Genomic DNA, 19,262 nt, shown 5'->3' with positions numbered 1-19,262 from the left:
TCATCCAGTCAGGACGCGTCCCAGCAGGGCCAACTCGCGGCCCTGCGGCTGAATCAGCCCCAATCGCACGGAGTTCGGGGCTGTGGCGAACAGGCGCAGCATCGCCTGAAGCAACTCAGGAACGGTGAGCGTATTCGCCAGAAATCCATACCATTCGGGCAGGGGCAGTGCAAAGAAGGCGGTGAAGAATTGACGCAGCTCTGCTTCGGAGAAGCGCATCAACTTCTCCAGCCCAAATTGATAAATGGCGTGCTTACGAACCAGGCTGGCCGGCCAGACCGCGCTCCAGCCCGCTGCGGCCACCCCCTCCGCGTTGAGGTTGGGATCGTTGAGCGCCGCAGCGATGGCGGCAGCCACCCCAGGAGCGCGGCGCAGCAGGGCCCCCACCAGGTAACCGGAGGCCGGATGGACCATGCTGGCCGCACCGCCGAAACCCACCACCCGCTGGCTCAGGTCAGGCAGGGGAAGATTCATCGGGAACAGGCAATGTTCTTGGTCGTGGATCGCTTCGATCGCCACGCCCCTGAACGCCAGCCGCCGCTGGAGGCGCCGCTGCAGTACATCCGGTGAAACGGCTGGCGCCAGGGCCAGCGAGGTTTCTTCCAGGAAATGCACGCCATCGCCCAGATCCATGGCGTAGAGGAAGGTGGGCGGCTCGTTCTGCCTCTCTTCGGCTGTGAGGTGGTCGGCGCGAAAGTCCATCAGCACGAATTGATCGGGCTCCACCGGCGCCGGACTGAACCGGCCAACGACGCCATAGGCCGCCTGGTAGGCGATGGGTCCCCGATCCGGCCGCTGCACGAACACCGGCTGATGGCCGCTGGCGTCGATCACCAGCCGTGCCCTGAGCTGCTTGCCTGTGGCCGTGCTCAGGCAGGACCCGTCCTGGTCGTGGCTGATGGTGGTGGCGAAGCCGCGGTGCCAGCGCAGATGGCCCTGCTCGCAGCGCTCCAGCCAGTGGGCCTGGAGCTTGGTGCGATCAAACAGGCCGTAGTCGTGCTGATGGGCTACCGCAGCCGATCCGAAATAGCTGATGCAGTTCGACCAGCGGTGCTCCAGCAGATGGCCGAGCCCCTGGGCCTCGAGTTCTGGTGCCCAGACCCCGTAGGTGTTGCCCCAGGGGGAATGGGGGTCGCCCGCCGAGAGGCCATCGACGCGCAGGCCTTGGGCGCAGAGGCCACTGGCGATGGCCAGGGCCGCTGGCCCCGAGCCGATCACCAGCACATCAGCTGTCACAGCAAACCCTCAAAGCGGGCCCTCACCTCTATCCCTCAAAGCGCGCCGCGCTCATCGGCTTCAGTGTCCTCTTCACCTTCACCTTCAGCTTCACCTTCGGGAATCACAACCGTTTCCCCGTCGACTTCCTCGCTGAGGACATCGATGACGACCTCGCCGGCCTCCTCGCTCTCCAGGGCTGGTGGAATCAGAACCAGTTCGCTGAGGTGATCGCCAGAGTCGAGCTTCTGCAGGCGCACGCCCGTGGCGGCCCGGGATTGCTGGGGGATCGCATCGGATTGCATCCGCACGATCACGCCCCGCTCACTGATCAGCAACAACTCCACCCCGGCGCCGAGCACCTTCAGGCCCACCAGCTCATCGCCGCTGCGCCGGAATTTGATCGCCCGTAGTCCCAGTCCGGCGCGCCGTTGCAGGCGGAACTGGTTCACCGGCACCCGCTTGCCCAGGCCGCTGGCCGCGGCCACCAGCACCCAGGGGCCTTCGCTGGCGGCAACCTCCTCGCTGTCGCTTTCCTCTTCGGCGGCATCGACGCCGCTGCCGGCGATCTGACTGCTGGCGATCTGATCCGCCAGCTCGGCGGGCAGCACATCCATGCTGACCAGCTGGTCGCCGGGACGCAGGGCCATGGCCCGCACACCCCGGGCCGTGCGGCCCAGCGGGCGCAGTTCGGCATCAATCAGGCGGAAGTGGATCGTCATGCCCTTGAGCGAGGCGATCAGCACGCTGTCGCCGGGAACGGCCAGCCGCACCCAGCGCAGGTTGTCGCCTTCTTCCAGGCTGATTGCGATCAGGCCATTGGAGCGGATGTTGGCGAACGCCGAGAGGCGGGTGCGCTTGATGAAGCCACCACTGGTGAGCATCAGCAGCTGGACGTTGTCTTCAAAGGCGCTGACGGCCAGCAGGGAGGTGATCTGCTCCTCGCGGGGAATGGGGAGCAGCTGCACCACCGGGGTTCCCTTGGCGGTGCGGCTGCCCACCGGAATGCGGTAGGCGGGCACGGCGTACACGACTCCCCTGTCACTGAAGAGCAGCAGGGTGTCGTGGTCGTTGCAACTGATGAACAGCCGTACGGCCTCTTCCCCCTGGCTGCGGGTTCCTGACTTGCCGCGGGTTCCCCGGCTGGTGGCCTCGAACTCGCTGACCGGCATCCGCTTCAGGTAGCCGGTTTCGGTGAGCAGCACCACCGAGCGCTCGTTGGCGATCAGATCGATATCTTCAAGGCCACCCTCGAGATCGAGGATCTCGGTGCGGCGGGGGGAGTCATAACGATCGCGCAGCTTGTTGAGCTCTAACTCGATCAGGCCGAGTACCCGCTCACGCCTGCCAAGGATGTCCTGGTAGTCGGCGATCTTGGCAACCAGATCCTCGTGTTCCAGGCGGATCTTGTCGGCTTCAAGGGCCGTCAGGCGGCGCAGCTGCATCTGCAGGATGGCGTCGGACTGGATTTCACTGAGCCCATGGCGATCCTGCAGTTGCTGACGCGCTGTGGCCGCATCGGCCGCGGCGCGAATCAGGGCGATGATGGGGTCGAGTTGATCAAGTGCCCGCAACAGACCCAGCAGGATGTGGTCGCGTTCCTCGGCCTTGCGTAGCAGGTAGCGGGTGCGCCGTTCGATCGTTTCGACCCGGAAGGCGAGGAACACCTGCAGCTGGCGCCGCAGGGTGAGCAAGATTGGCTCGCTGTTGACCAGCGCCAGCATGTGGGCGCTGAAGTTGCTCTGCAGGGGGGTGAGCTTGAACAGGTTGTTGAGCACCACCTGGGGGTAGGCGTCACGCCGCAGTTCGATCACGATCCGCATGCCGTCGCGGTCGCTTTCGTCGCGGATGTCGGAGATGCCCTCGAGCCTCTTGTCGTTCACCATTTCGGCGATGCGCTCGATCAGCGACGCCTTGTTGGTCTGGTAGGGCAACTCCGTGATGATCACGGCGTCCCGGTCGGGGCGGCCAGGCACTTCGAGGGTTTCGATCGAAGCCACCCCCCGCATCGTGATCGAGCCACGGCCGGTGGTGTACGTGTCGCGGATGCCGCGGCGGCCCAGGATCTGGCCGCCGGTCGGGAAGTCGGGGCCCGGGATGATCGCCATCAAGGCGCGGTCGTCGATCTCCGGGTCGGCGATCAGGGCCAGCAGCCCGGTGATCAGTTCGGTCAGGTTGTGGGGGGGAATGTTGGTGGCCATCCCGACGGCGATGCCGGACGAGCCATTCAGCAGCAGGTGGGGCAGCCGCGCCGGCATCACGGTCGGCTCCTGCTGGGAACCGTCGAAGTTGTCGATGAAATCGACGGTTTCAGCTTCGATGTCTTCGAGCAGGCTGTCGGTGGTGAGTGCCTGCAGCCGTGATTCGGTGTACCGCATCGCCGCCGGTGGGTCGTTGTCGACCGAGCCGAAGTTGCCGTGACCGTCGATCAGCGGCATCCGCATCGAGAAGTCCTGGGCCATGCGCACCAGGGCGTCGTACACAGCCGTGTCGCCGTGGGGGTGGTATTTGCCGAGCACCTCACCCACCACCCGGGCGCATTTCCGGTAGGGCCGATCGCTGGTCAGGCCCAGCTCGTACATCGCATAGAGGATGCGTCGATGCACCGGTTTGAGGCCATCGCGGGCATCGGGCAAGGCCCTGCCCACGATCACGCTCATCGCATACTCCAGATAGGAGCGCGACATCTCAATCCGCAGGTCGGTCTGGATGATCCGTCCGTCGGATTCGCCAGGACCCGTTGGAACCGCCATCTCACACCACAAGTCCGTTACCCAGCTTAATCGAGACCGGGCCGCCCGTCTGGTTCTTTCCCGCCGCTGAGCCCCCGACCCCTGGCCCTCGATGACCCTGGAGCCCCGCAGCGAATCCGAGCTTCAGCAGCGCCAGCGCGCCGGTGACCTGCGGGTCTGCAGCGGCACGGCCTTCCGGGCCAGGGTGGCGGCGGAAGGCTTGGCTTCCGCCTATGCCGCCACCGATGTGGTGGTGGCCGCCAACGCCGAATTCACCGACCAGGCCTCCCTGCTGCTCCAGCTCGGACCAACGGATCCGCCGATCCGGATCCGCCAGGCGCAGCTCGATGGGGTGAGCGCCCAGGGGGGCAGCGGCAGCTGCGGGATCAGCCTGCCGATCGGTGGTGGGCTGGTCGAACCGCTGCGCCAGGGCGGCGCCCAGGTTCTGGGCCGGCTGCTGGCCGGCGCGGAGGTGGTTCTGGCGCTCACGGGTGAGGCCACGGCCCTGCACCCCTGCCGGGAGTTGAAGACGCGCCTGAAGCTGGAGCGGATCGGCGCCGGGCAGTTGCTGCTGAACCGGGCGATCAGCGAGAACGGCGTGGTGGCGTTCAGCAGTGCCGAAGGGATCATCCACAGTCCCTGTGGCCCGCTGCTGGGCCCCTATGGCGGAGCCCTCTATAGCGGTGGTGGCAGCCGCAGCATCGGCCTGACCATGCCGCGGCTGGCCTTCCTGGGTCCAGGTTCGCCGGTGCTGGTCGGCGGCGCACTCGGCTGGGTGGTCGGTGCCGGCAGCGGTCATCAGCCCCAGACCCGGCGCCTGCCCAGCGGCCATGCCCGCGCTCCCGGTGCCGTGGCCGCCGTCAGTGTCGAGCTGCGCGAGCTGCGGCCTGAATGGATCCGCCCCTGTTTCTTCGAGGGCCACGGCAGCGGTCTGCTGGTGGCGATCGCGGCGCCGATCCCTCTGATCAGTGCAGCGGTGGCCCGCCAGGCCTGCCTGGGCGATGATCAATTGGAAGCTCCGGTGCTCGATTTCTCGATTCCACGTCGCCTCAAGCCGAGCTTCGGCTATGTCGCCTACAGCCAGTTGCTGAGCGGTGTTATCCAGGTGGATGGACGTCAGTTGCCCTGCTTCCCGGCCCACAGCCCTCGCCTGGCCTCAGGCATGGCCGACCTGTTGATCGACCAACTGCGCAGCGGTCGCTTTCCCTTGCGCCTACCGCTCGAACCTCTCCCGCAGCGCAGTGGCCTGATTCCCCTTGACCCCTGATCGTCAGTCGCTGAGCACGATCCGCAGAACGCCGTAAGCTCACCCGACGGTTCTGAAGCGACCGATGGTTGAATCTTCCTCATTTCCGACCCCTGAAGCCCCCGGCGAAGAGCCGGCTGAGGCGCTCAGCGATGCGGCAGTCAGCGAGCCTGCAGTCGAGCCAGTAGCAGAGCCAACGCCCCCGGCTGCTGAGGCACGGCCCGAGCTCGTAATCGCCGTACCCGTTCCTGAACCTGCCGAGCTCCCGCCAGCTCCGGCCGAGCCCGACCCCGTGCTGGCGGCCACCCTGCAGGCTCCGGCGATGGCGCCAGAACCGGGTGGTGAATGGGACCTGCTGGTGGCCAAAATTAAGGACTGGATCGGCAGCGGTGAACCCCAGAAAACCTTTCAGCGCTACAGCGGCCCCCTGAAGGCCGCCGGGCTTTTTCTTGCTGTGGTGGTGCTCCTGCGCCTCTATGGCGCCCTGCTCGGGGCGATCGAAGGGCTGCCGCTGGTGCCGGGCCTGCTTGAACTGGTCGGAGTGATCTGGCTGACGGGTTTTTCCTGGAACAACCTTGTGCGCAGGAGTGATCGCCGGCGATGGCTCGATTCGCTGCAGCAGCGCTGGAGCTCTTTCCGCGGCAAGAGCTGAGCTCTCCCAGGCTGGGCAGGCCACACCCGGTCCCCCCGCAGCCCGGTTGATAGCTTGGCCCGACTGTGACGACGACCAGCGGTGACCATTCTTCTCGGTCGGAACCGGACGGTTCGCCGTGCCTACGGCATCGACGAAATTGCCTTGGTGCCCGGTTCGCGCACGGTCGATCCAGCTGTCACCGACAGCCGTTGGAGCCTGGGCGGAATCGAACGGGAGATTCCGATCATCGCCAGCGCCATGGATGGGGTGGTGGATGTGGCGATGGCAGTCGAGCTCTCCCGGCTCGGAGCCCTCGGTGTGCTCAACCTCGAGGGGGTGTACACCCGCTACGACGATCCCAATCCTGTGCTCGACCAGATCGCCTCGGTGGGCAAGGAGGCGTTTGTGCCGCTGATGCAGGAGATCTACAGCCAGCCGGTGCGTGAAGATCTGATCTGCCAGCGGATCGCTGAGATCAAGGCAAAGGGAGGAATTGCCGCGGTCAGTGCCACCCCCGTGGCCGCCCTGCGCTTCGGCAAGGCGGTGGCCGAAGCCGGCGCGGCCCTGCTGTTCGTGCAGGCCACGGTGGTCTCCACCGAGCACATCGGTCCTGAAGGCCGCGAAAGCCTCAACCTCACCGCCCTCTGCCGCGACCTGGGCTTGCCGGTGGTGATCGGCAACTGCGTCACCTATGCGGTGGCCCTGGAGCTGATGCGCGCCGGAGCGGCGGGTGTGCTGGTGGGGATCGGCCCGGGGGCCGCCTGCACCTCCCGCGGCGTGCTCGGTGTGGGCATTCCCCAGGCCACCGCCGTCGCCGATTGCGCCGCCGCTCGCGACGACTTCGAGCAGGAAAGCGGGCGGCGGGTGCCGGTGATCGCCGATGGAGGCATCGTGACCGGCGGAGACATCTGTAAGTGCATTGCCTGCGGCGCCGATGCCGTGATGATCGGTTCACCGATCGCCCGGGCCAGCGAAGCCCCCGGCCGCGGATTCCACTGGGGCATGGCCACGCCCAGCCCGGTGTTGCCCCGCGGCACCCGCATCAAGGTGGGCACCACCGGAAAGCTGGAAACCATCCTGCGTGGCCCGGCAAGCCTCGATGACGGCACCCAGAATCTGCTGGGCGCCTTGCGCACATCCATGGGAACGCTGGGCGCCCGCACCCTGCGGGAGATGCAGTCGGTGGAGGTGGTGGTGGCCCCATCCCTGCTCACCGAAGGCAAGGTGTATCAGAAGGCCCAGCAGCTCGGCATGGGCAAGTGAGCGGAGGCCGCTGACACAGGCCGGTCTAACTGTTGGACAAGGGGAGACAGACAGAGACAGGCGTTAGTCTCGGTCTGTGGGGGCTTCGGCTCGCACACTCCTCACACCTCCCCGCCCGGCGCGTCCGGGCGTTTTGTCTTCCAACGTTCGTGACCGGTGCGGCGGGGAAGCGGGAACCCCGTTGCTAGATTGCCGGAACCTTGTTGTTCCGTTGGATGTCCAGCCCCACCGCCGTCACCGATGCTTCCTTCGAGCAGGATGTGCTCAAGAGTGATGTGCCTGTGCTGGTCGACTTCTGGGCGCCATGGTGTGGCCCTTGCCGCATGGTCGCCCCGATCGTTGATGAGATCGCCAAGGAGTTCGAAGGCCAATTGAAGGTCTACAAGCTCAACACCGATGAGAATCCCAATATCGCCAGTCAATACGGCATTCGCAGCATTCCCACCTTGATGGTCTTCAAGGGTGGCGAGAAGGTGGACACCGTCGTCGGGGCCGTACCCAAGAACACCCTCTCCGGCACCATCGCCAAATACCTCTGAGCTTCCCCTCCTGCTGAGTCCTTCTCCCCCCACCTCCGCTCCCACCTACTCGGTCATTGCCGCGAACTCCGATCAAGCCACGGTGGACGATCTGAATGGGGCGCTGACCACGGCCTTGGCTGGCCATCCCCAGCGCCCGTTGATCGAGCAGGCCCTCAGCACACTGCTTGCCTTCGCTACCACAAGCAGCGACCACGACGACTGGCGGCTGATCGACGGCACCCTCAAGGATCTGCAGGCAGCGATGGGCGTGTTCCGCCCCCACCGCATGACCCGCAAGGTCACGGTGTTCGGCTCGGCCCGCAGTGCTCCGGGCAGCGAGATCTATCAGTTGGCCGAATCCTTGGCTGAGGCGGTGATTCAAGCCGGATTTGAGGTGATGACTGGCGCCGGCGGCGGTGTGATGGAAGCGGCCAATCGTGGTGCTGGTGGTGACAGAAGTTTCGGACTCAATGTGCTGCTTCCCTTCGAGCAGGACGCCAATCCCTTCATCAGTGAGCATCAGAGCCGTCTGCTCCAGTTCCGTTACTTCTTCACCCGCAAGCTTTTCTTCCTGCGCGAGAGCGATGCCCTGGTGGTGCTGCCAGGAGGCTTTGGCACCCTCGATGAACTGTTCGAATCCCTCACGCTGATCCAGACCGGCCGCAGCTCGCCGATTCCCCTGGTGTTGTTGGCTCCGCAGGGGGATCCTTTCTGGGATGGTTGGCAACAGGCGCTGCGCTGTGATCTTCAAGACCGTGGCCTGATCGGTGAGCACGATCTTGAGCTGCTGAGCACGGCCCACTCGGCCGCCGAAGCCGTCGCGCTGATCCGCCGCTTCTACAGGGTCTTTCACAGGCTCCAGCCTGTCCAGATTCCCCAGCCCGATCCAACAGGCCAGCCCGATCAGGCAGGTCAGCGCGACCAGACCGTGATGGAGCTGCTCCTCCATCTCCCCCTGCCCGAGCAGCAACTGGCGCTGATCAATCAAGGCTTCCCCGATCTGCTGCGCTCCGGACTGTTTGTTGCCGCCGAGAGCTGCGATGAGGCTGGAGCGATCTATCCCTGTCTGCGCTTTGATTTCAATCAGCGCCGGGTGGGTCGGCTCTACCAGCTGATCGATCACCTCAATGCCCTCGACCTGGCTCATTCGGTGGTGCTGCAGCACCCCGAACAGCGCCTCTGCCCCCTCGCTCCTTGAGCATGTTGCCCGCCAGGCTTCGGATCGGATTGATCGACTACGGGATGGGCAATCTGCACTCCGTGGCGCGGGCGATCGAGCGGCTGGGGGTGGAGCTGGTGCCTGTGGTGTCAGGGGCAGCGGCCAGTGGCTGCGATGCCTTGATCCTGCCTGGAGTGGGAGCCTTCGATCCGGCCATGGACTGCCTGCAGGAGTCTGGTCTGGTGGAGCCAATCCAGCGCTGGAGCCGCAGTGGCCGCCCCCTGCTTGGGATCTGCCTGGGCCTGCAACTGTTGTTTGAGGGCAGTGACGAAGGCAAAGCCGAAGGGCTGGGGCTGTTGAAAGGGCGGGTGCGGGCCTTGCCGGCCAGCCCCGGTCATCCGATTCCGCACATGGGCTGGGCGCCATTGATCCCCAGCCGTCCCACCCCCTTGCTGCCGTCTGAGTGCGCGCCCGCCTGGGTGTACTTCGTCCACTCCTATGCGGCCGCACCCGAAGAACCGGGCTGCGCTGCGGCCACGGTCGTCTTTGGCGAAGGGGCGGTGACGGCAGCGGTCTGGCAGGACAATCTGGCGGCCTGCCAGTTCCACCCGGAGAAATCCGGCCCCGTGGGGCAGAGGATGCTGGGCCGCTGGCTGCGCTGGGTGGAGCAGCAGAACCCTTGACACTCAGGCTCAGCGGCGGGCGCAAACTGCTCAGCCCGCCGGGGAGTACGGCCCGGCCCACGGCGGCGCGGGTACGGCTGGCGGTGATGAACCTGGTGGCTGCTGACCTGGCCGGTGCCCGCTGGCTGGATCTCTGCTGCGGCAGTGGCGTGATCGGCTGTGAAGCGCTTCAGCGTGGAGCGGAGTTGGTGGTGGCGGTGGATCAGGACCGGCGGATGACGGCCACCGCCTCAGCCAATCTCACGGCCGTGCGCTCTGGCCTCCAAGGCGCCCCTGACGTCCGCGTGCTTTGCCGAACGTTGCCGGGCTGGCTGGCGATCGGTTCGCAGCATAGGAGCTCCGAACTCGGCACAGTGTGCTTCGACCTGATCTATCTGGATCCCCCCTATGCCTCGGGCCTGCAGCCGCAGATCTGCCAAAGCCTGGCCGCGGGCGGCTGGTTGGCGCCGCAGGGACGGCTGTTGATGGAGTGCGCAAGCAAAGCTCCGGCCTTCGAGTTGCCCGGCTGGCGGATCGATGACCTCAGGCGCTACGGAAGCACCAGCTTGATGCTGCTCAGCCCAGAGCGCTGCCACGGCGGTATTGATTCCAGGCCGCCACGAACAGGCCCGCAATCGTGATCGGGACCAGACCAAGAACGATGCCGCAGAGCAGGGGTTCAATCATTGAAGGGATGGCTCGAGTCGTTGATCACAATTGTTTCATGGCTGAGGCAGGCTGTTGAGAGGCGTGAAACATTTGTGACTGGCGAGCTCTCCGACCCCACGCCAACGGCTGCACCGCGTCAGGGACTGATCATGGCTCTGGTGCTGCTAGCCGCCGGTGCCTGCGTGATTCTCTCCCTGGTTGTGCTGCCGGCAGCCCGCAGCGATCCCTATACCCGTCAGACGCTGGAACTCGCCGGCTCCACCGAGAATGGGGGCCGCCTGTTCCGGATGAACTGCGCCGGCTGCCACGGCATCGCCGGCCAGGGGCTGGTGGGTCCGAGCCTCCAGGGGGTCAGCCAGCGCCGCAGCGACCGGCAGCTGGTCAGCCAGGTGGTCAGTGGCCGCACCCCGCCGATGCCCCGCTTCCAGCCCGATCCCCAGGCCATGGCCGATCTGATCGCCCATCTGCATGCCCTCGAGTGAGCTGAACGGTCCGGCAGACCAAGCGCCTGACCAAGCAGTGGTGGTGGTGCTCGTCGAGCCGGCAGGGCCCCTCAATGTGGGCAGTGTGGCCCGGCTCTGCGCCAACTTCGGGATCGAGGAACTCAGGCTCGTGCAGCCCCGCTGCGATCCGCTTGCTGAGGAAGCGCGGCGGATGGCGGTGCATGCCCTACCGCTGCTTGAGCGCGCCGCCCTTTATCCCGATCTGGCCGCGGCCATCGCCGATTGTCATCGGGTGGTGGCCACCAGCGGCAGGCTGGAACCCGAGCCTGTGCCGGTGGGGCTTCCAGCTGATCTGCTGCCCTGGCTGCAGGCCGGCGTGGCTAGCGGCGAACGGGCCGCCCTGGTGTTCGGCCGCGAGGATCACGGCCTCAGCAACGATGAATTGCTCCAGGCCGGCCGCATCCTGCGGATCCCCACCGATCCGGCCTACCCCTCGATGAACCTGTCCCATGCGGTGGCGGTCATCCTGCAGTCCCTGCGCCACGGCGGGCCCGCCCGCCCCCAACAGCTGCCGGAGCCAGCCAGCCGCGGCAGCCTCGAAGCCGCCCTGGTCGATGCCGAAGCGTTGCTGCTGGAAGTGGGTTTTCTCTTGCCCCACACCGCCCACGCCCGCATGGCCAAGCTGAGGGCGCTGCTGCAGCGCGCCCAGGTGGGCAGTGACGAGGTGGCCCTGTTGCGCGGGATGGTGAGCCAGTTGCGCTGGGCCAGCCGCGGCCAGACGCCCTAACGTCCTGCCAAGCCTTTTGAGTTCTGACCCCACGTGCGTTCGGGCCGTTCTTCCCGCCCAGGTTCTCCCGGCTGGTTCCAGCCCATTGCCCTGGTGCTTCGATTGCTGGTGCTGGGAGTTGGGCTCGGTGTGCTGACGGGCACGGTGTTGCAGCAACTGGCCCCGCGGCTGGCCCAAGGGGCGATCGGCTCCACACCCAAGACCGCTGCCGGCGGCACGTCGCCGGCTGCCCAGACCGGCCTGCCTGACGGTCGCTTTGAGCAGAAGCAGGAACTTGTCGCCCTCAGCCAGCGTTGGAAAGCCCTGGCTGCAGCCCAGAAGGATCTCAAGGCCGGCGCCTTCCTGCTGGTGCTCGATGACGGACGCTTTGCCCAGCTCGATTCAGAGCTGCCGCTGCCGGCCGCCAGTTCGATCAAGACGCCGATCCTCCTGGCCGGCCTCGAAGACCTCGACGCAGGCAAGCTGCGCTGGAACGAACCGCTTCCGCTCACCAAAGAGGTGGTGGGCGGCGGCGCCGGTTGGATGGCCAGCCGGCCGATCGGCACCCGCTTTCCCTTTTATGAAGCGGCCACTGAAATGATCCGGGTCAGTGACAATTCCGCCACCAACTTGTTGATCAAGCGGTTGGGCGGCAAGCTCGCCCTCAACGCCCGCTTTCAGGCCCTGGGCCTGGGCGCCACGGTGGTCAACAACTGGTTGCCCGACCTGGAGGGAACCAACACCACCAGCCCCCATGACCTGGCCCGCTCGATCGCCCTGGTGGATACCGGCGAAAAGCTCAGTCCCCGCGGCAGGGATCACTTCCGCACGATCATGGGCACGTCCAGAACCAACACCCTGCTACCTCTCGGCTTGCTGGAAGGCCTGGGTAAGGAATCGAGCGATCCCGACAGCGAGCTGCTGGCGAGAGGTGTCACCGTGCTCAACAAGACCGGTGACATCGGCATCGCCTACTCCGATGCCGGCTTGATCGAATTGCCGAATGGCCAGCGCGCTGTCGCCGCCTTCATGGTCAAAGGTCCCTTCAATGACCCCCGATCCGCCGACCTGATTCGGGCCATGGCCGCCGCCGCCAGCCAGACCCTGGTGGGCCGCAGCAGCCCCTCGCCCCAACCCCGTTGATTGTCCCGGCTCTGCCTTCCGTCATGCGCCCTGTCTTGCTGCCCGTTCTCTCCGCCTTGCTGCCGGCCGCTTGGCCGGCGTTGCTCACCCAGCCCGTGCATGCCCAGGCCGTGCTGGCCCAGCAGGCGCCTCCTGCCCCCTTGCTGCGCCGCCAGCAGGTGCGGCCCCTGCCGGGCGGCCTCGACAGGCTCCTGGTTGTCAACGACAACAACCCCGAGCTGATCGTGGAGCCGGGAATCCTGCTCTCCACCTTCGATGCCAGCGCCGGCCTGGCTGGCCAGCCGTTCGCGGTGCCCTCCGCCCACCTGAACACCCCGATTGAGGGGCATTTCGAGCTGTTCAGCCACCACGTCTACGCCGGTAAACCGGAAACGCTCGATTCCACCCTCTGGCTGGGGGTGGTGGCGGCCCCCAGCGGCGCCAAGCCGGTGCGCCTGCGCCTGATCAGCGGCTCGACAGCCCTGTCCCAGTCGACCGATCCCGCCCAGCCGGCAGCCCCGTTCCTGCCCCTGCCCGCCCTGCTCCCCCATGACGGCACCTCGGCCTTCTCGGGGCCGGGAAGCCGGGTGGCCGCCGAGCTGCTCCAGAACAGGCGCAGCCCCCTGCTGGCCCCTGAGTGGCAGCTGCCGGCTGGCCAGCTCACCACCCTGGTGGCGCTGCCGATTCCGGTGAAAGGCCTCGATCCCCTCTTGAACGGCCGCAACCTCCAGCTGCGGCTGGAAAGTGATGGGCCGTTGCAGATCGCCACCCTGGCGGCCCTCGGTGGCGATCAGCCCCCAACGGCCGCCACCTGGGCGAGCCTTTTGAACGGTGGCCTCAGCGCCAAGGAGCACACCCCCACCCCGCGGGGGAAACCCGGCGGCATCATCTATTCCCGCGTCAGTGGGGTGCAGCAGGGCAGCCGCTGGCGGGGAACTCTCAGCGATCCCTGCGCTTCTGAGCCCTGCAAGCCCCAGCTCTCGGTGCGCAGCGCGCCGGTGTCCTGGCCGATCAGTTCGCTTGAGCGCGGCAGCCTCGGCACCGGTCAGGTGCAGACGGCGGAACTCAAGGCCTTCTATCCAGGCACGGCCTGGGCCGCCCATGGCAACTACGGCGTCGAGTACGACCTGCAGATCCCCCTGGTCAACGACACCGACAGCCCCGTGGCCCTCGATCTGGCGATCGAATCGCCGCGCAAGAGCGACAAGCCGCAAGGCGGGCTGAGCTTCAACGTGGAGACCGCCCGGGCGGTGATGTTCCGCGGCACGGTGGAGGTGAGCGGTCTCGATGGTGCGGATGGTCGCCGGGCCGGCCGGCGCTGGTTCCACCTGGTGCAGCGCCAGGGCCAGCAGGGCCCGGCCCTGGGCCGGATCAGCCTGGATCCTGGCCAACGGCGACAGGTGCGGGTGCGGCTGATCTATCCGGCAGATGCCACCCCACCCCAGGTGCTCACACTGCTGCCGGCAACGCCAGCTGTGAAACAATCCGGTTCCGTGCCGGCCCCTCGCCCGTGAGTCTGAAGCGCCAACGCAGGGTGTTCCCCTTCACCGCCATCGTCGGTCAGGAGGAGATGAAGCTCGCCCTGCTGCTCAACGTGATCGATCCACGCATCGGCGGGGTGATGATCATGGGCGACCGGGGCACGGGCAAATCGACCACGATCCGGGCCCTGGCTGACCTGCTGCCGGAGATCGACGTCGTCGCCGGCGACCCCTACAACAGCTCACCGACCGACCCCGATCTCCAGAGCGCCGAAGTGCGGGCTCGGGCGGAGAGCGGCGAGACGCTGCCGATCGAGCCCCGCCAGGTGCCGATGGTGGACCTGCCGCTGGGGGCCACGGAAGATCGCCTCTGCGGCACCATCGACATCGAGAAAGCTCTCAGTGAGGGGGTCCGGGCGTTTGAGCCGGGGCTGCTGGCCAAGGCGAACCGCGGCCTGCTTTACGTCGATGAGGTGAATCTCCTCGACGACCATCTCGTGGATGTGCTGCTGGATTCCGCCGCCTCGGGCTGGAACACGGTGGAGCGCGAGGGGGTGTCGGTGCGTCACCCCGCCCGCTTCGTGCTGATCGGCTCCGGCAATCCCGAGGAGGGCGAACTCCGCCCCCAGCTGCTCGACCGTTTCGGCATGAGCGTGGAGGTGCGCACCGTGCGCGACGCCGAGCTGCGGGTGCAGGTGGTGGATCAGCGCACCAGCTTCGACGCCGATCCCGAGGGCTTCAACAGCACCCATCTGGCCAGCCAGGAGGCCCTGCAGGAGCGGGCGGTGCAGGCCCAGCACTTGCTTCCTTCGGTTCAGATCGATGACGATCTGCGCCTTCGCATCTCCTCGGTCTGCGGCGAACTGGATGTGGATGGCCTGCGCGGTGACATCGTGATCAACCGGGCGTCGCGGGCCTTGGCCGCCTTCGAAGGGCGCAGCGAGGTGAGTGACGACGACGTCGCCCGGGTGGTGGCCTGCTGCCTGCGCCACCGCCTGCGCAAGGACCCCCTGGAGCAGATCGATTCCGGTGACCGGGTGATCAAGATGTTCTGCAAGGTGTTTGAGCGCGGCGAACCCAGCGATCGCAGCGCTTTCCAGCTGGCCCTGGCCGGCTGAGATGGGATGCGGATCCTCGGCATCGATCCCGGTCTGGCCCGGGTGGGCTACGGCCTGATCGACACCGGTCCGCCCCAGAGCCTGGTCGACTGCGGCATGATCCAGACCGCTGCCGGCCAGCCCGAGGGCGATCGGCTCGTGGAGATCGCCCGGGATCTGCGCTGGATTGTGCGGCGCTGGCGTCCGCAGCTGGCCTCGGTGGAGAAGTTCTTTTTCTATCGCTCCAGCACCACCATTTCAGTTGTGCAGGCCCGGGGGGTGGTGATGATGACCCTGGCCCGGCTGCGGGTGCCGGTGGTGGAGTTTCCGCCGATGCAGATCAAGCTGGCCCTCACAGGCTCGGGCCATGCCGATAAGCAGGAGGTGCTCGAAGCGGTGATGCGGGAGCTGGCGCTGGAGCTGCCGCCGCGGCCGGATGATGCCGCCGATGCCCTGGCCGTGGCCTTAACCGGTTGGTTTCAGCGGTGAGCGACAGGCTGCCGCCATTCCCGGAGCTGCCGCCACCCCCGCCGCTCTCGGCCGGAAAACCGGCCTGGCGCCGCCACTGGCGCAGGCGCCGCCTCGCTCTCCATGGGGCCGCCCAGGGGCCGTTGCTGGCCGCGGCGATCCGCCAGCTGCCGCCGCTGCTGCCCCCACATACCCGGCTGGGGCTCTACTGGCCCCTCGCCGGTGAAGCCGATCTGCGCGGCCTGGCGGAGCCCCTGCCCGCCCGCCTCGCCCTGCCTGCTATCCGGGCTGGAGCGGCCGGGCGGGTGTTGCGCTACGAGGCCTGGGACCCCAAGCAGCCCCTGGTGGCAGACGCCTGCGGCATTCCGGCCCCGGCGGAATGTCCGGGGGCGGAGCTCTCTCCAGGCGATCTGGCCCTGCTGCTGGTGCCGGCCCTGGCCTTCGATGGCTGTGGCTTCCGGCTCGGCTCGGGCGGCGGCTGGTACGACCGTCTGCGCAGCGACCGGGCCTGGCGCGCCGTTCCAGCGGTGATCGTGGCCCCAGGCGGTTGCCAGGTGGAGACCCTGCCGCGCGATCCCTGGGACCTGCCCTTCGATGGCTGGCTGAGCGAGCTGGGCCTGGAATGGTTTCAACCTGTTGAGGCTTGTGCCGACGGGTCGCCAGCCGGGGCCTGATTTGCCAGGATCACGGTCTGCGACCTTCTCCGCTTTGACCGTTTCCGCGAATTCGTCGTTCAGCACCCAAGCGTTTCATTCCGCATCCCCAGCGGGCCAACGGCCCTCCCCAGCTGTTCGGGCTGGGTCGCGGCCCGCGAGCAATGGTTCGATGCCGGAACGGGTGATGGCCTCGGAGCTGGGCCAGCGCTCCCAGCCGAGCGAAGCGCTTTCGATGATGGTGAGCTCGATGGTGCGCATGGTGCAGGCTGGCAAAGGTCAATCGGCCGGCAGCCGCTGGTCTGCATCTTGAACAGCGTTTAGCTTTGGCCTCCAGACCCAGAAACTGCTGAACCCGGTCCGGGGTTTTGTGGTCAGGTCACCCCTTTGACGTGGCGCCAACACCATGACTTATCTCCACCCATCCCTGCGGCGCTGGCCTTCCCTGGCCGCAGCAACGGCGTTGTTGCTGAGCGTGGGCCTGCCGCAGCGGGCCACAGCCCATGCCATCGAGAGCAGCCTGGAGCGGCTGCAATCCCTGCGCGAAGACCTGGTGCTGGAGAGTCGCTTCTCCAATGGCGAGCCTGTTGTTGGCGCCGGCGTGCGCCTGGTGGCTCCCGGTGGTGGCACGTCTGTTGAGCTGGGCCAGATCGATGCTGAGGGCCGGCTGTCCTTCAAGCTCCCTGACCAGGCCGATGGCACCTGGGAGCTGGAAGTGGATGGGGGCCCCGGCCACCGCGATTTTCTGGACCTGCCCGTGCAGGGAGGCCGGATCCAGCTCGATCAGGTCAGTGAAACCCCCTTGCCGGCCCGCTCCCCCCTGACCTCGCCGGCCCTTGGCTCCGTGCTGCTGCTCGGTGGCATCGGCAGCCTCGGCTGGCTGCTCGCCGGTTTGGCCGGCTGGCGTTTCCGCTCACGGCGCTGATGGCCACCGGCAGCGAAGCTCTCGATCAGATCGTTGATCGCCTGCGTGACACCAAGGATCCGAAGCGGCGTTACGAATACGTGCTCTGGCTGGCCCGCAAGCTCGATCCCTTGCCCGAGGAGTTCCGTCAGGACTCGTTCAAGGTGCGCGGTTGCGTCTCCCAGGTGTTTGTGGTGGGGCAGCTGCAGGAGGGCCGGCTCCACTGGCAGGGGGATTCCGACGCCCTGATCACCAAGGGATTGCTGGCGTTGCTGATGACCGGGCTCGAGGGCCTCACGCCCGCGCAGGTCAGCGGCCTGGATCCCTCCTTCCTCACCGACACCGGCCTGCAGGCCAGCCTCACCCCCTCGCGGGCCAACGGCTTCCTCAACATCCTCAAGATGATGCAATCCCAGGCAGCGGCGCTCCAACCGGCTGATTTCTAGGATCAGCGGTTTCGTGGCGATCCAGGCATGACCATCGGCATCGGATTGCTTGGTCTTGGCACCGTGGGTGCCGGCGTTGCCGAGATCCTCTCCACCCCAGCTGGTCGCCATCCGCTGGTGGCTGAACTCCAGCTGCAGCGGGTGGCGGTGCGCGATCTTGGGCGCTCCAGGCCGATCGCCCTGGCTGCCGAGCTGTTCACCACCGACCCGGCCCTGGTGGTCAACGATCCCGCCGTCGACATTGTCGTGGAGGTGATCGGCGGCCTCGAGCCCGCCCGCAGCCTGATTCTGATGGCGATCGCCGCCGGTAAATCCGTGGTCACCGCCAACAAGGCGGTGATCGCCCGCCACGGCGAGGAGATCGCCGCGGCCGCAGCGGCGCGGGGCGTCTATGTGTTGATCGAGGCGGCGGTGGGTGGTGGCATCCCGATCATCGAACCCCTGAAGCAGTCGTTGGGGGGGAACCGGCTGCGCCGGGTGAGCGGCATCATCAACGGCACCACCAACTACATCCTCAGCCGGATGGAAAGCGAAGGGGCGGCCTACGCCACGGTGCTGGCCGATGCCCAGGCGCTGGGGTATGCCGAAGCCGACCCTGCCGCCGATGTGGAGGGGGGCGATGCGGCCGACAAAATCGCCATCCTCGCCAGCCTTGCCTACGGCGGTGCTGTGGATCGCGCCGCCATCCCTGCCGATGGGATCAGCGGCCTGGAGATTCGCGATGTGCGCTACGCCGCCCAGCTCGGCTACTGCGTGAAGCTGCTGGCGGTGGCCGAAAGCCTCGGCACCGATCCCGATGGCAGCGAGCAACTGGATGTGCGTGTCCACCCCACCTTGATCCCCAAGGACCACCCCCTGGCCGGGGTGCATGGGGTCAATAACGCGATCCTGGTGGAAGGCGAACCGATCGGCCGGGTGATGTTCTACGGACCCGGTGCCGGCGCTGGCCCCACGGCCTCCGCCGTGGTCGCCGACATCCTCAACATCGCCGGCATCCAGAAGGTGGGTGGCGTCGGGGGAGGGCTCGATCCTTTGCTGGCGGCTGGCCGTTGGCGGCGCTGCCGTCTGGTCGATCCAGCCACCACCCGCCACCGCAACTATCTGCGGCTGCAGACCAGCGATCAGGCGGGGGTGATCGGCCTGATCGGGCGCTGCTTCGGTGCTGAGGATGTCTCGATCCAATCGATCGTGCAGCTCGAGGCGGCGGCGGGCAGGGCCGAAATCGTGGTGATCACCCATGAGGTGCCCGAAGCCCGTTTCCGGACTGCCCTCGCCGCCATTGCCGCCCTTCCCGATGTACGCAGCGTGGCCGCCTGCCTGCGCACGCTCTGAGCTCAGCTTCGGCGGCAAGCCTGCCGCTCCAGGCGTTCCAATCGTCGGCATCCCCTGACCGCCCCGCAAGGCTGTTCATGCCGAACGTCAGAACCTGTTTCGGCGCGGAACCCTTGGCCCAGTTCATTCCGTTTCTTCTGCCTCCCCGATCCTTCCGGTTCTCCGCTTCCGTTCCATGACTCTTCAGCAGGGTGACCGCATTCACCTGGCCCCAGGCCAGGCCAGCCATCAAGCCAGCAGCCTCTCCAGCCGTTCAGGCAGCGATGAACCCGTGTACCAGGTGATCTCCGTGGATCTGACCCATCAGCGCTGCTGGGTTCGCCATTGGCCCCTGGCACGGCATGGCTCTCCGGTCTTTGAGGTCTCACTCAGCCAGGTGCTTGACCTCCACCAGCTCCACCCCCAGACGTGTCAGTCACGGTCTTGAATGGCCTGCACTGATTCCCGGG

Annotated in this window: 21 protein-coding genes and 1 pseudogene; 18 read left to right on the top strand and 4 right to left on the bottom strand. The window is 66.9% G+C overall.

The window, feature by feature from the left end; all coding sequences use genetic code 11:
• Both crtL and gyrA read right to left on the bottom strand, forming a co-directional pair.
• Nucleotides 1-1,236, bottom strand: coding sequence for a lycopene beta cyclase (gene crtL, locus BM449_RS03470; protein ID WP_071800074.1), 1,236 nt, complete (start codon nucleotides 1,234-1,236; stop codon nucleotides 1-3).
• 35 nt (nucleotides 1,237-1,271) lie between these two features.
• Nucleotides 1,272-3,968 carry a DNA gyrase subunit A gene (gene gyrA, locus BM449_RS03465; RefSeq protein WP_071800073.1) on the bottom strand — a complete coding sequence of 899 codons (2,697 nt, stop codon included), beginning with the start codon at nucleotides 3,966-3,968 and terminating at the stop codon, nucleotides 1,272-1,274.
• Nucleotides 3,969-4,059: 91 nt separating this feature from the next.
• On the opposite strand from gyrA, the gene BM449_RS03460 reads away from it, so the two are divergent.
• From BM449_RS03460 to BM449_RS03430, 7 genes and pseudogenes are all read left to right on the top strand, one after another.
• Entirely contained in the window at nucleotides 4,060-5,214 is a 1,155-nt protein-coding gene (locus tag BM449_RS03460) for a homocysteine biosynthesis protein (protein WP_071800072.1), read from the top strand.
• Between the two features lie 64 nt (nucleotides 5,215-5,278).
• Entirely contained in the window at nucleotides 5,279-5,845 is a 567-nt protein-coding gene (locus BM449_RS03455; RefSeq protein ID WP_071800071.1) for a CAAD domain-containing protein, read from the top strand.
• A gap of 81 nt (nucleotides 5,846-5,926) precedes the next feature.
• Complete coding sequence (locus BM449_RS03450) at nucleotides 5,927-7,090, top strand: GuaB3 family IMP dehydrogenase-related protein (RefSeq protein WP_071800070.1); 1,164 nt, start codon at nucleotides 5,927-5,929, stop codon at nucleotides 7,088-7,090.
• A 215-nt stretch (nucleotides 7,091-7,305) separates the two neighbouring features.
• Nucleotides 7,306-7,629 (top strand): thioredoxin, encoded by a 324-nt coding sequence (gene trxA / locus BM449_RS03445; RefSeq protein WP_071800069.1) that lies wholly within the window; start codon nucleotides 7,306-7,308, stop codon nucleotides 7,627-7,629.
• Between the two features lie 82 nt (nucleotides 7,630-7,711).
• Entirely contained in the window at nucleotides 7,712-8,809 is a 1,098-nt protein-coding gene (locus BM449_RS03440; RefSeq protein ID WP_071800068.1) for a TIGR00730 family Rossman fold protein, read from the top strand.
• 2 nt (nucleotides 8,810-8,811) lie between these two features.
• Nucleotides 8,812-9,453, top strand: a complete 642-nt coding sequence (gene hisH, locus BM449_RS03435) for an imidazole glycerol phosphate synthase subunit HisH (RefSeq protein WP_071800067.1) — start codon at nucleotides 8,812-8,814, stop codon at nucleotides 9,451-9,453.
• A pseudogene (locus BM449_RS03430) lies at nucleotides 9,450-9,998 on the top strand (RsmD family RNA methyltransferase); the annotation flags it as partial. The gene hisH and the pseudogene BM449_RS03430, both read left to right, overlap by 4 nt.
• Nucleotides 9,999-10,008: 10 nt before the next feature.
• Here the strand turns inward: BM449_RS03430 and petG are convergent.
• Nucleotides 10,009-10,119 (bottom strand): cytochrome b6-f complex subunit PetG, encoded by a 111-nt coding sequence (gene petG / locus BM449_RS15315; RefSeq protein WP_071800065.1) that lies wholly within the window; start codon nucleotides 10,117-10,119, stop codon nucleotides 10,009-10,011.
• 131 nt (nucleotides 10,120-10,250) lie between these two features.
• On the opposite strand from petG, the gene BM449_RS03420 reads away from it, so the two are divergent.
• The 7 genes from BM449_RS03420 to BM449_RS03390 all read left to right on the top strand — a co-directional run bounded on the left by BM449_RS03420 (nucleotide 10,251) and on the right by BM449_RS03390 (nucleotide 16,152).
• Nucleotides 10,251-10,583, top strand: a complete 333-nt coding sequence (locus BM449_RS03420; protein WP_071800064.1) for a cytochrome c — start codon at nucleotides 10,251-10,253, stop codon at nucleotides 10,581-10,583.
• Nucleotides 10,570-11,331, top strand: a complete 762-nt coding sequence (locus tag BM449_RS03415; RefSeq protein WP_071800063.1) for an RNA methyltransferase — start codon at nucleotides 10,570-10,572, stop codon at nucleotides 11,329-11,331. The genes BM449_RS03420 and BM449_RS03415 overlap by 14 nt, the downstream gene beginning before the upstream one ends.
• Before the next feature lie 90 nt (nucleotides 11,332-11,421).
• The gene (locus BM449_RS03410; RefSeq protein ID WP_233831235.1) at nucleotides 11,422-12,453 is read left to right on the top strand and encodes a serine hydrolase; all 1,032 of its coding nucleotides are present in this window, start codon (nucleotides 11,422-11,424) and stop codon (nucleotides 12,451-12,453) included.
• 23 nt (nucleotides 12,454-12,476) lie between these two features.
• Entirely contained in the window at nucleotides 12,477-13,946 is a 1,470-nt protein-coding gene (locus BM449_RS03405; RefSeq protein WP_071800061.1) for a DUF3370 domain-containing protein, read from the top strand.
• Complete coding sequence (bchI, locus tag BM449_RS03400) at nucleotides 13,943-15,031, top strand: magnesium chelatase ATPase subunit I (protein WP_071800060.1); 1,089 nt, start codon at nucleotides 13,943-13,945, stop codon at nucleotides 15,029-15,031. The genes BM449_RS03405 and bchI overlap by 4 nt, the downstream gene beginning before the upstream one ends.
• A 6-nt stretch (nucleotides 15,032-15,037) precedes the next feature.
• Nucleotides 15,038-15,499, top strand: coding sequence for a crossover junction endodeoxyribonuclease RuvC (ruvC, locus tag BM449_RS03395; protein ID WP_071800059.1), 462 nt, complete (start codon nucleotides 15,038-15,040; stop codon nucleotides 15,497-15,499).
• Entirely contained in the window at nucleotides 15,496-16,152 is a 657-nt protein-coding gene (locus tag BM449_RS03390; protein WP_233831036.1) for a 5-formyltetrahydrofolate cyclo-ligase, read from the top strand. Before ruvC ends, BM449_RS03390 begins: the two co-directional genes overlap by 4 nt.
• Before the next feature lie 75 nt (nucleotides 16,153-16,227).
• On the opposite strand, the gene BM449_RS14910 is transcribed toward BM449_RS03390, so the two are convergent.
• Nucleotides 16,228-16,392 carry a hypothetical protein gene (locus tag BM449_RS14910; RefSeq protein ID WP_162922838.1) on the bottom strand — a complete coding sequence of 55 codons (165 nt, stop codon included), beginning with the start codon at nucleotides 16,390-16,392 and terminating at the stop codon, nucleotides 16,228-16,230.
• A 145-nt stretch (nucleotides 16,393-16,537) separates the two neighbouring features.
• Between BM449_RS14910 and BM449_RS03380 the strand changes: the two genes are divergently transcribed.
• The 4 genes from BM449_RS03380 (at nucleotide 16,538) to BM449_RS03365 (ending at nucleotide 19,240) form a co-directional block, all read left to right on the top strand.
• The gene (locus BM449_RS03380) at nucleotides 16,538-17,056 is read left to right on the top strand and encodes a hypothetical protein (RefSeq protein WP_071800057.1); all 519 of its coding nucleotides are present in this window, start codon (nucleotides 16,538-16,540) and stop codon (nucleotides 17,054-17,056) included.
• Complete coding sequence (locus BM449_RS03375; RefSeq protein WP_071800056.1) at nucleotides 17,056-17,481, top strand: SufE family protein; 426 nt, start codon at nucleotides 17,056-17,058, stop codon at nucleotides 17,479-17,481. The genes BM449_RS03380 and BM449_RS03375 overlap by 1 nt, the downstream gene beginning before the upstream one ends.
• 27 nt (nucleotides 17,482-17,508) lie before the next feature.
• On the top strand, nucleotides 17,509-18,813 hold the full coding sequence (locus BM449_RS03370; RefSeq protein ID WP_071800055.1) for a homoserine dehydrogenase: 1,305 nt from the start codon (nucleotides 17,509-17,511) through the stop codon (nucleotides 18,811-18,813).
• 175 nt (nucleotides 18,814-18,988) lie between these two features.
• A complete protein-coding gene (locus BM449_RS03365; protein WP_071800054.1) occupies nucleotides 18,989-19,240 on the top strand; it encodes a hypothetical protein in 252 nt (83 codons plus the stop codon).
• Nucleotides 19,241-19,262 lie beyond the last annotated feature (22 nt).

It is taken from the genome of Synechococcus sp. SynAce01 (genome assembly GCF_001885215.1).
Lineage (GTDB): Bacteria > Cyanobacteriota > Cyanobacteriia > PCC-6307 > Cyanobiaceae > Regnicoccus > Regnicoccus frigidus.
This window is presented reverse-complemented; position numbering and strand designations above follow the sequence as displayed.

What these genes read in the sequence shown, in the direction of transcription:
- BM449_RS03455 (WP_071800071.1), top strand. Translation starts at nt 5,279, where the DNA reads ATGGTTGAATCTTCCTCATTTCCGACCCCTGAAGCCCCCGGCGAAGAG.
- petG (WP_071800065.1), bottom strand. Translation starts at nt 10,119, where the DNA reads ATGATTGAACCCCTGCTCTGCGGCATCGTTCTTGGTCTGGTCCCGATC.
- BM449_RS03375 (WP_071800056.1), top strand. Translation starts at nt 17,056, where the DNA reads ATGGCCACCGGCAGCGAAGCTCTCGATCAGATCGTTGATCGCCTGCGT.
- BM449_RS03405 (WP_071800061.1), top strand. Translation starts at nt 12,477, where the DNA reads ATGCGCCCTGTCTTGCTGCCCGTTCTCTCCGCCTTGCTGCCGGCCGCT.
- BM449_RS03365 (WP_071800054.1), top strand. Translation starts at nt 18,989, where the DNA reads ATGACTCTTCAGCAGGGTGACCGCATTCACCTGGCCCCAGGCCAGGCC.
- BM449_RS14910 (WP_162922838.1), bottom strand. Translation starts at nt 16,392, where the DNA reads ATGCGCACCATCGAGCTCACCATCATCGAAAGCGCTTCGCTCGGCTGG.
- BM449_RS03415 (WP_071800063.1), top strand. Translation starts at nt 10,570, where the DNA reads ATGCCCTCGAGTGAGCTGAACGGTCCGGCAGACCAAGCGCCTGACCAA.
- ruvC (WP_071800059.1), top strand. Translation starts at nt 15,038, where the DNA reads ATGCGGATCCTCGGCATCGATCCCGGTCTGGCCCGGGTGGGCTACGGC.
- BM449_RS03380 (WP_071800057.1), top strand. Translation starts at nt 16,538, where the DNA reads ATGACTTATCTCCACCCATCCCTGCGGCGCTGGCCTTCCCTGGCCGCA.
- BM449_RS03420 (WP_071800064.1), top strand. Translation starts at nt 10,251, where the DNA reads ATGGCTCTGGTGCTGCTAGCCGCCGGTGCCTGCGTGATTCTCTCCCTG.
- BM449_RS03460 (WP_071800072.1), top strand. Translation starts at nt 4,060, where the DNA reads ATGACCCTGGAGCCCCGCAGCGAATCCGAGCTTCAGCAGCGCCAGCGC.
- gyrA (WP_071800073.1), bottom strand. Translation starts at nt 3,968, where the DNA reads ATGGCGGTTCCAACGGGTCCTGGCGAATCCGACGGACGGATCATCCAG.
- trxA (WP_071800069.1), top strand. Translation starts at nt 7,306, where the DNA reads ATGTCCAGCCCCACCGCCGTCACCGATGCTTCCTTCGAGCAGGATGTG.
- BM449_RS03370 (WP_071800055.1), top strand. Translation starts at nt 17,509, where the DNA reads ATGACCATCGGCATCGGATTGCTTGGTCTTGGCACCGTGGGTGCCGGC.
- hisH (WP_071800067.1), top strand. Translation starts at nt 8,812, where the DNA reads ATGTTGCCCGCCAGGCTTCGGATCGGATTGATCGACTACGGGATGGGC.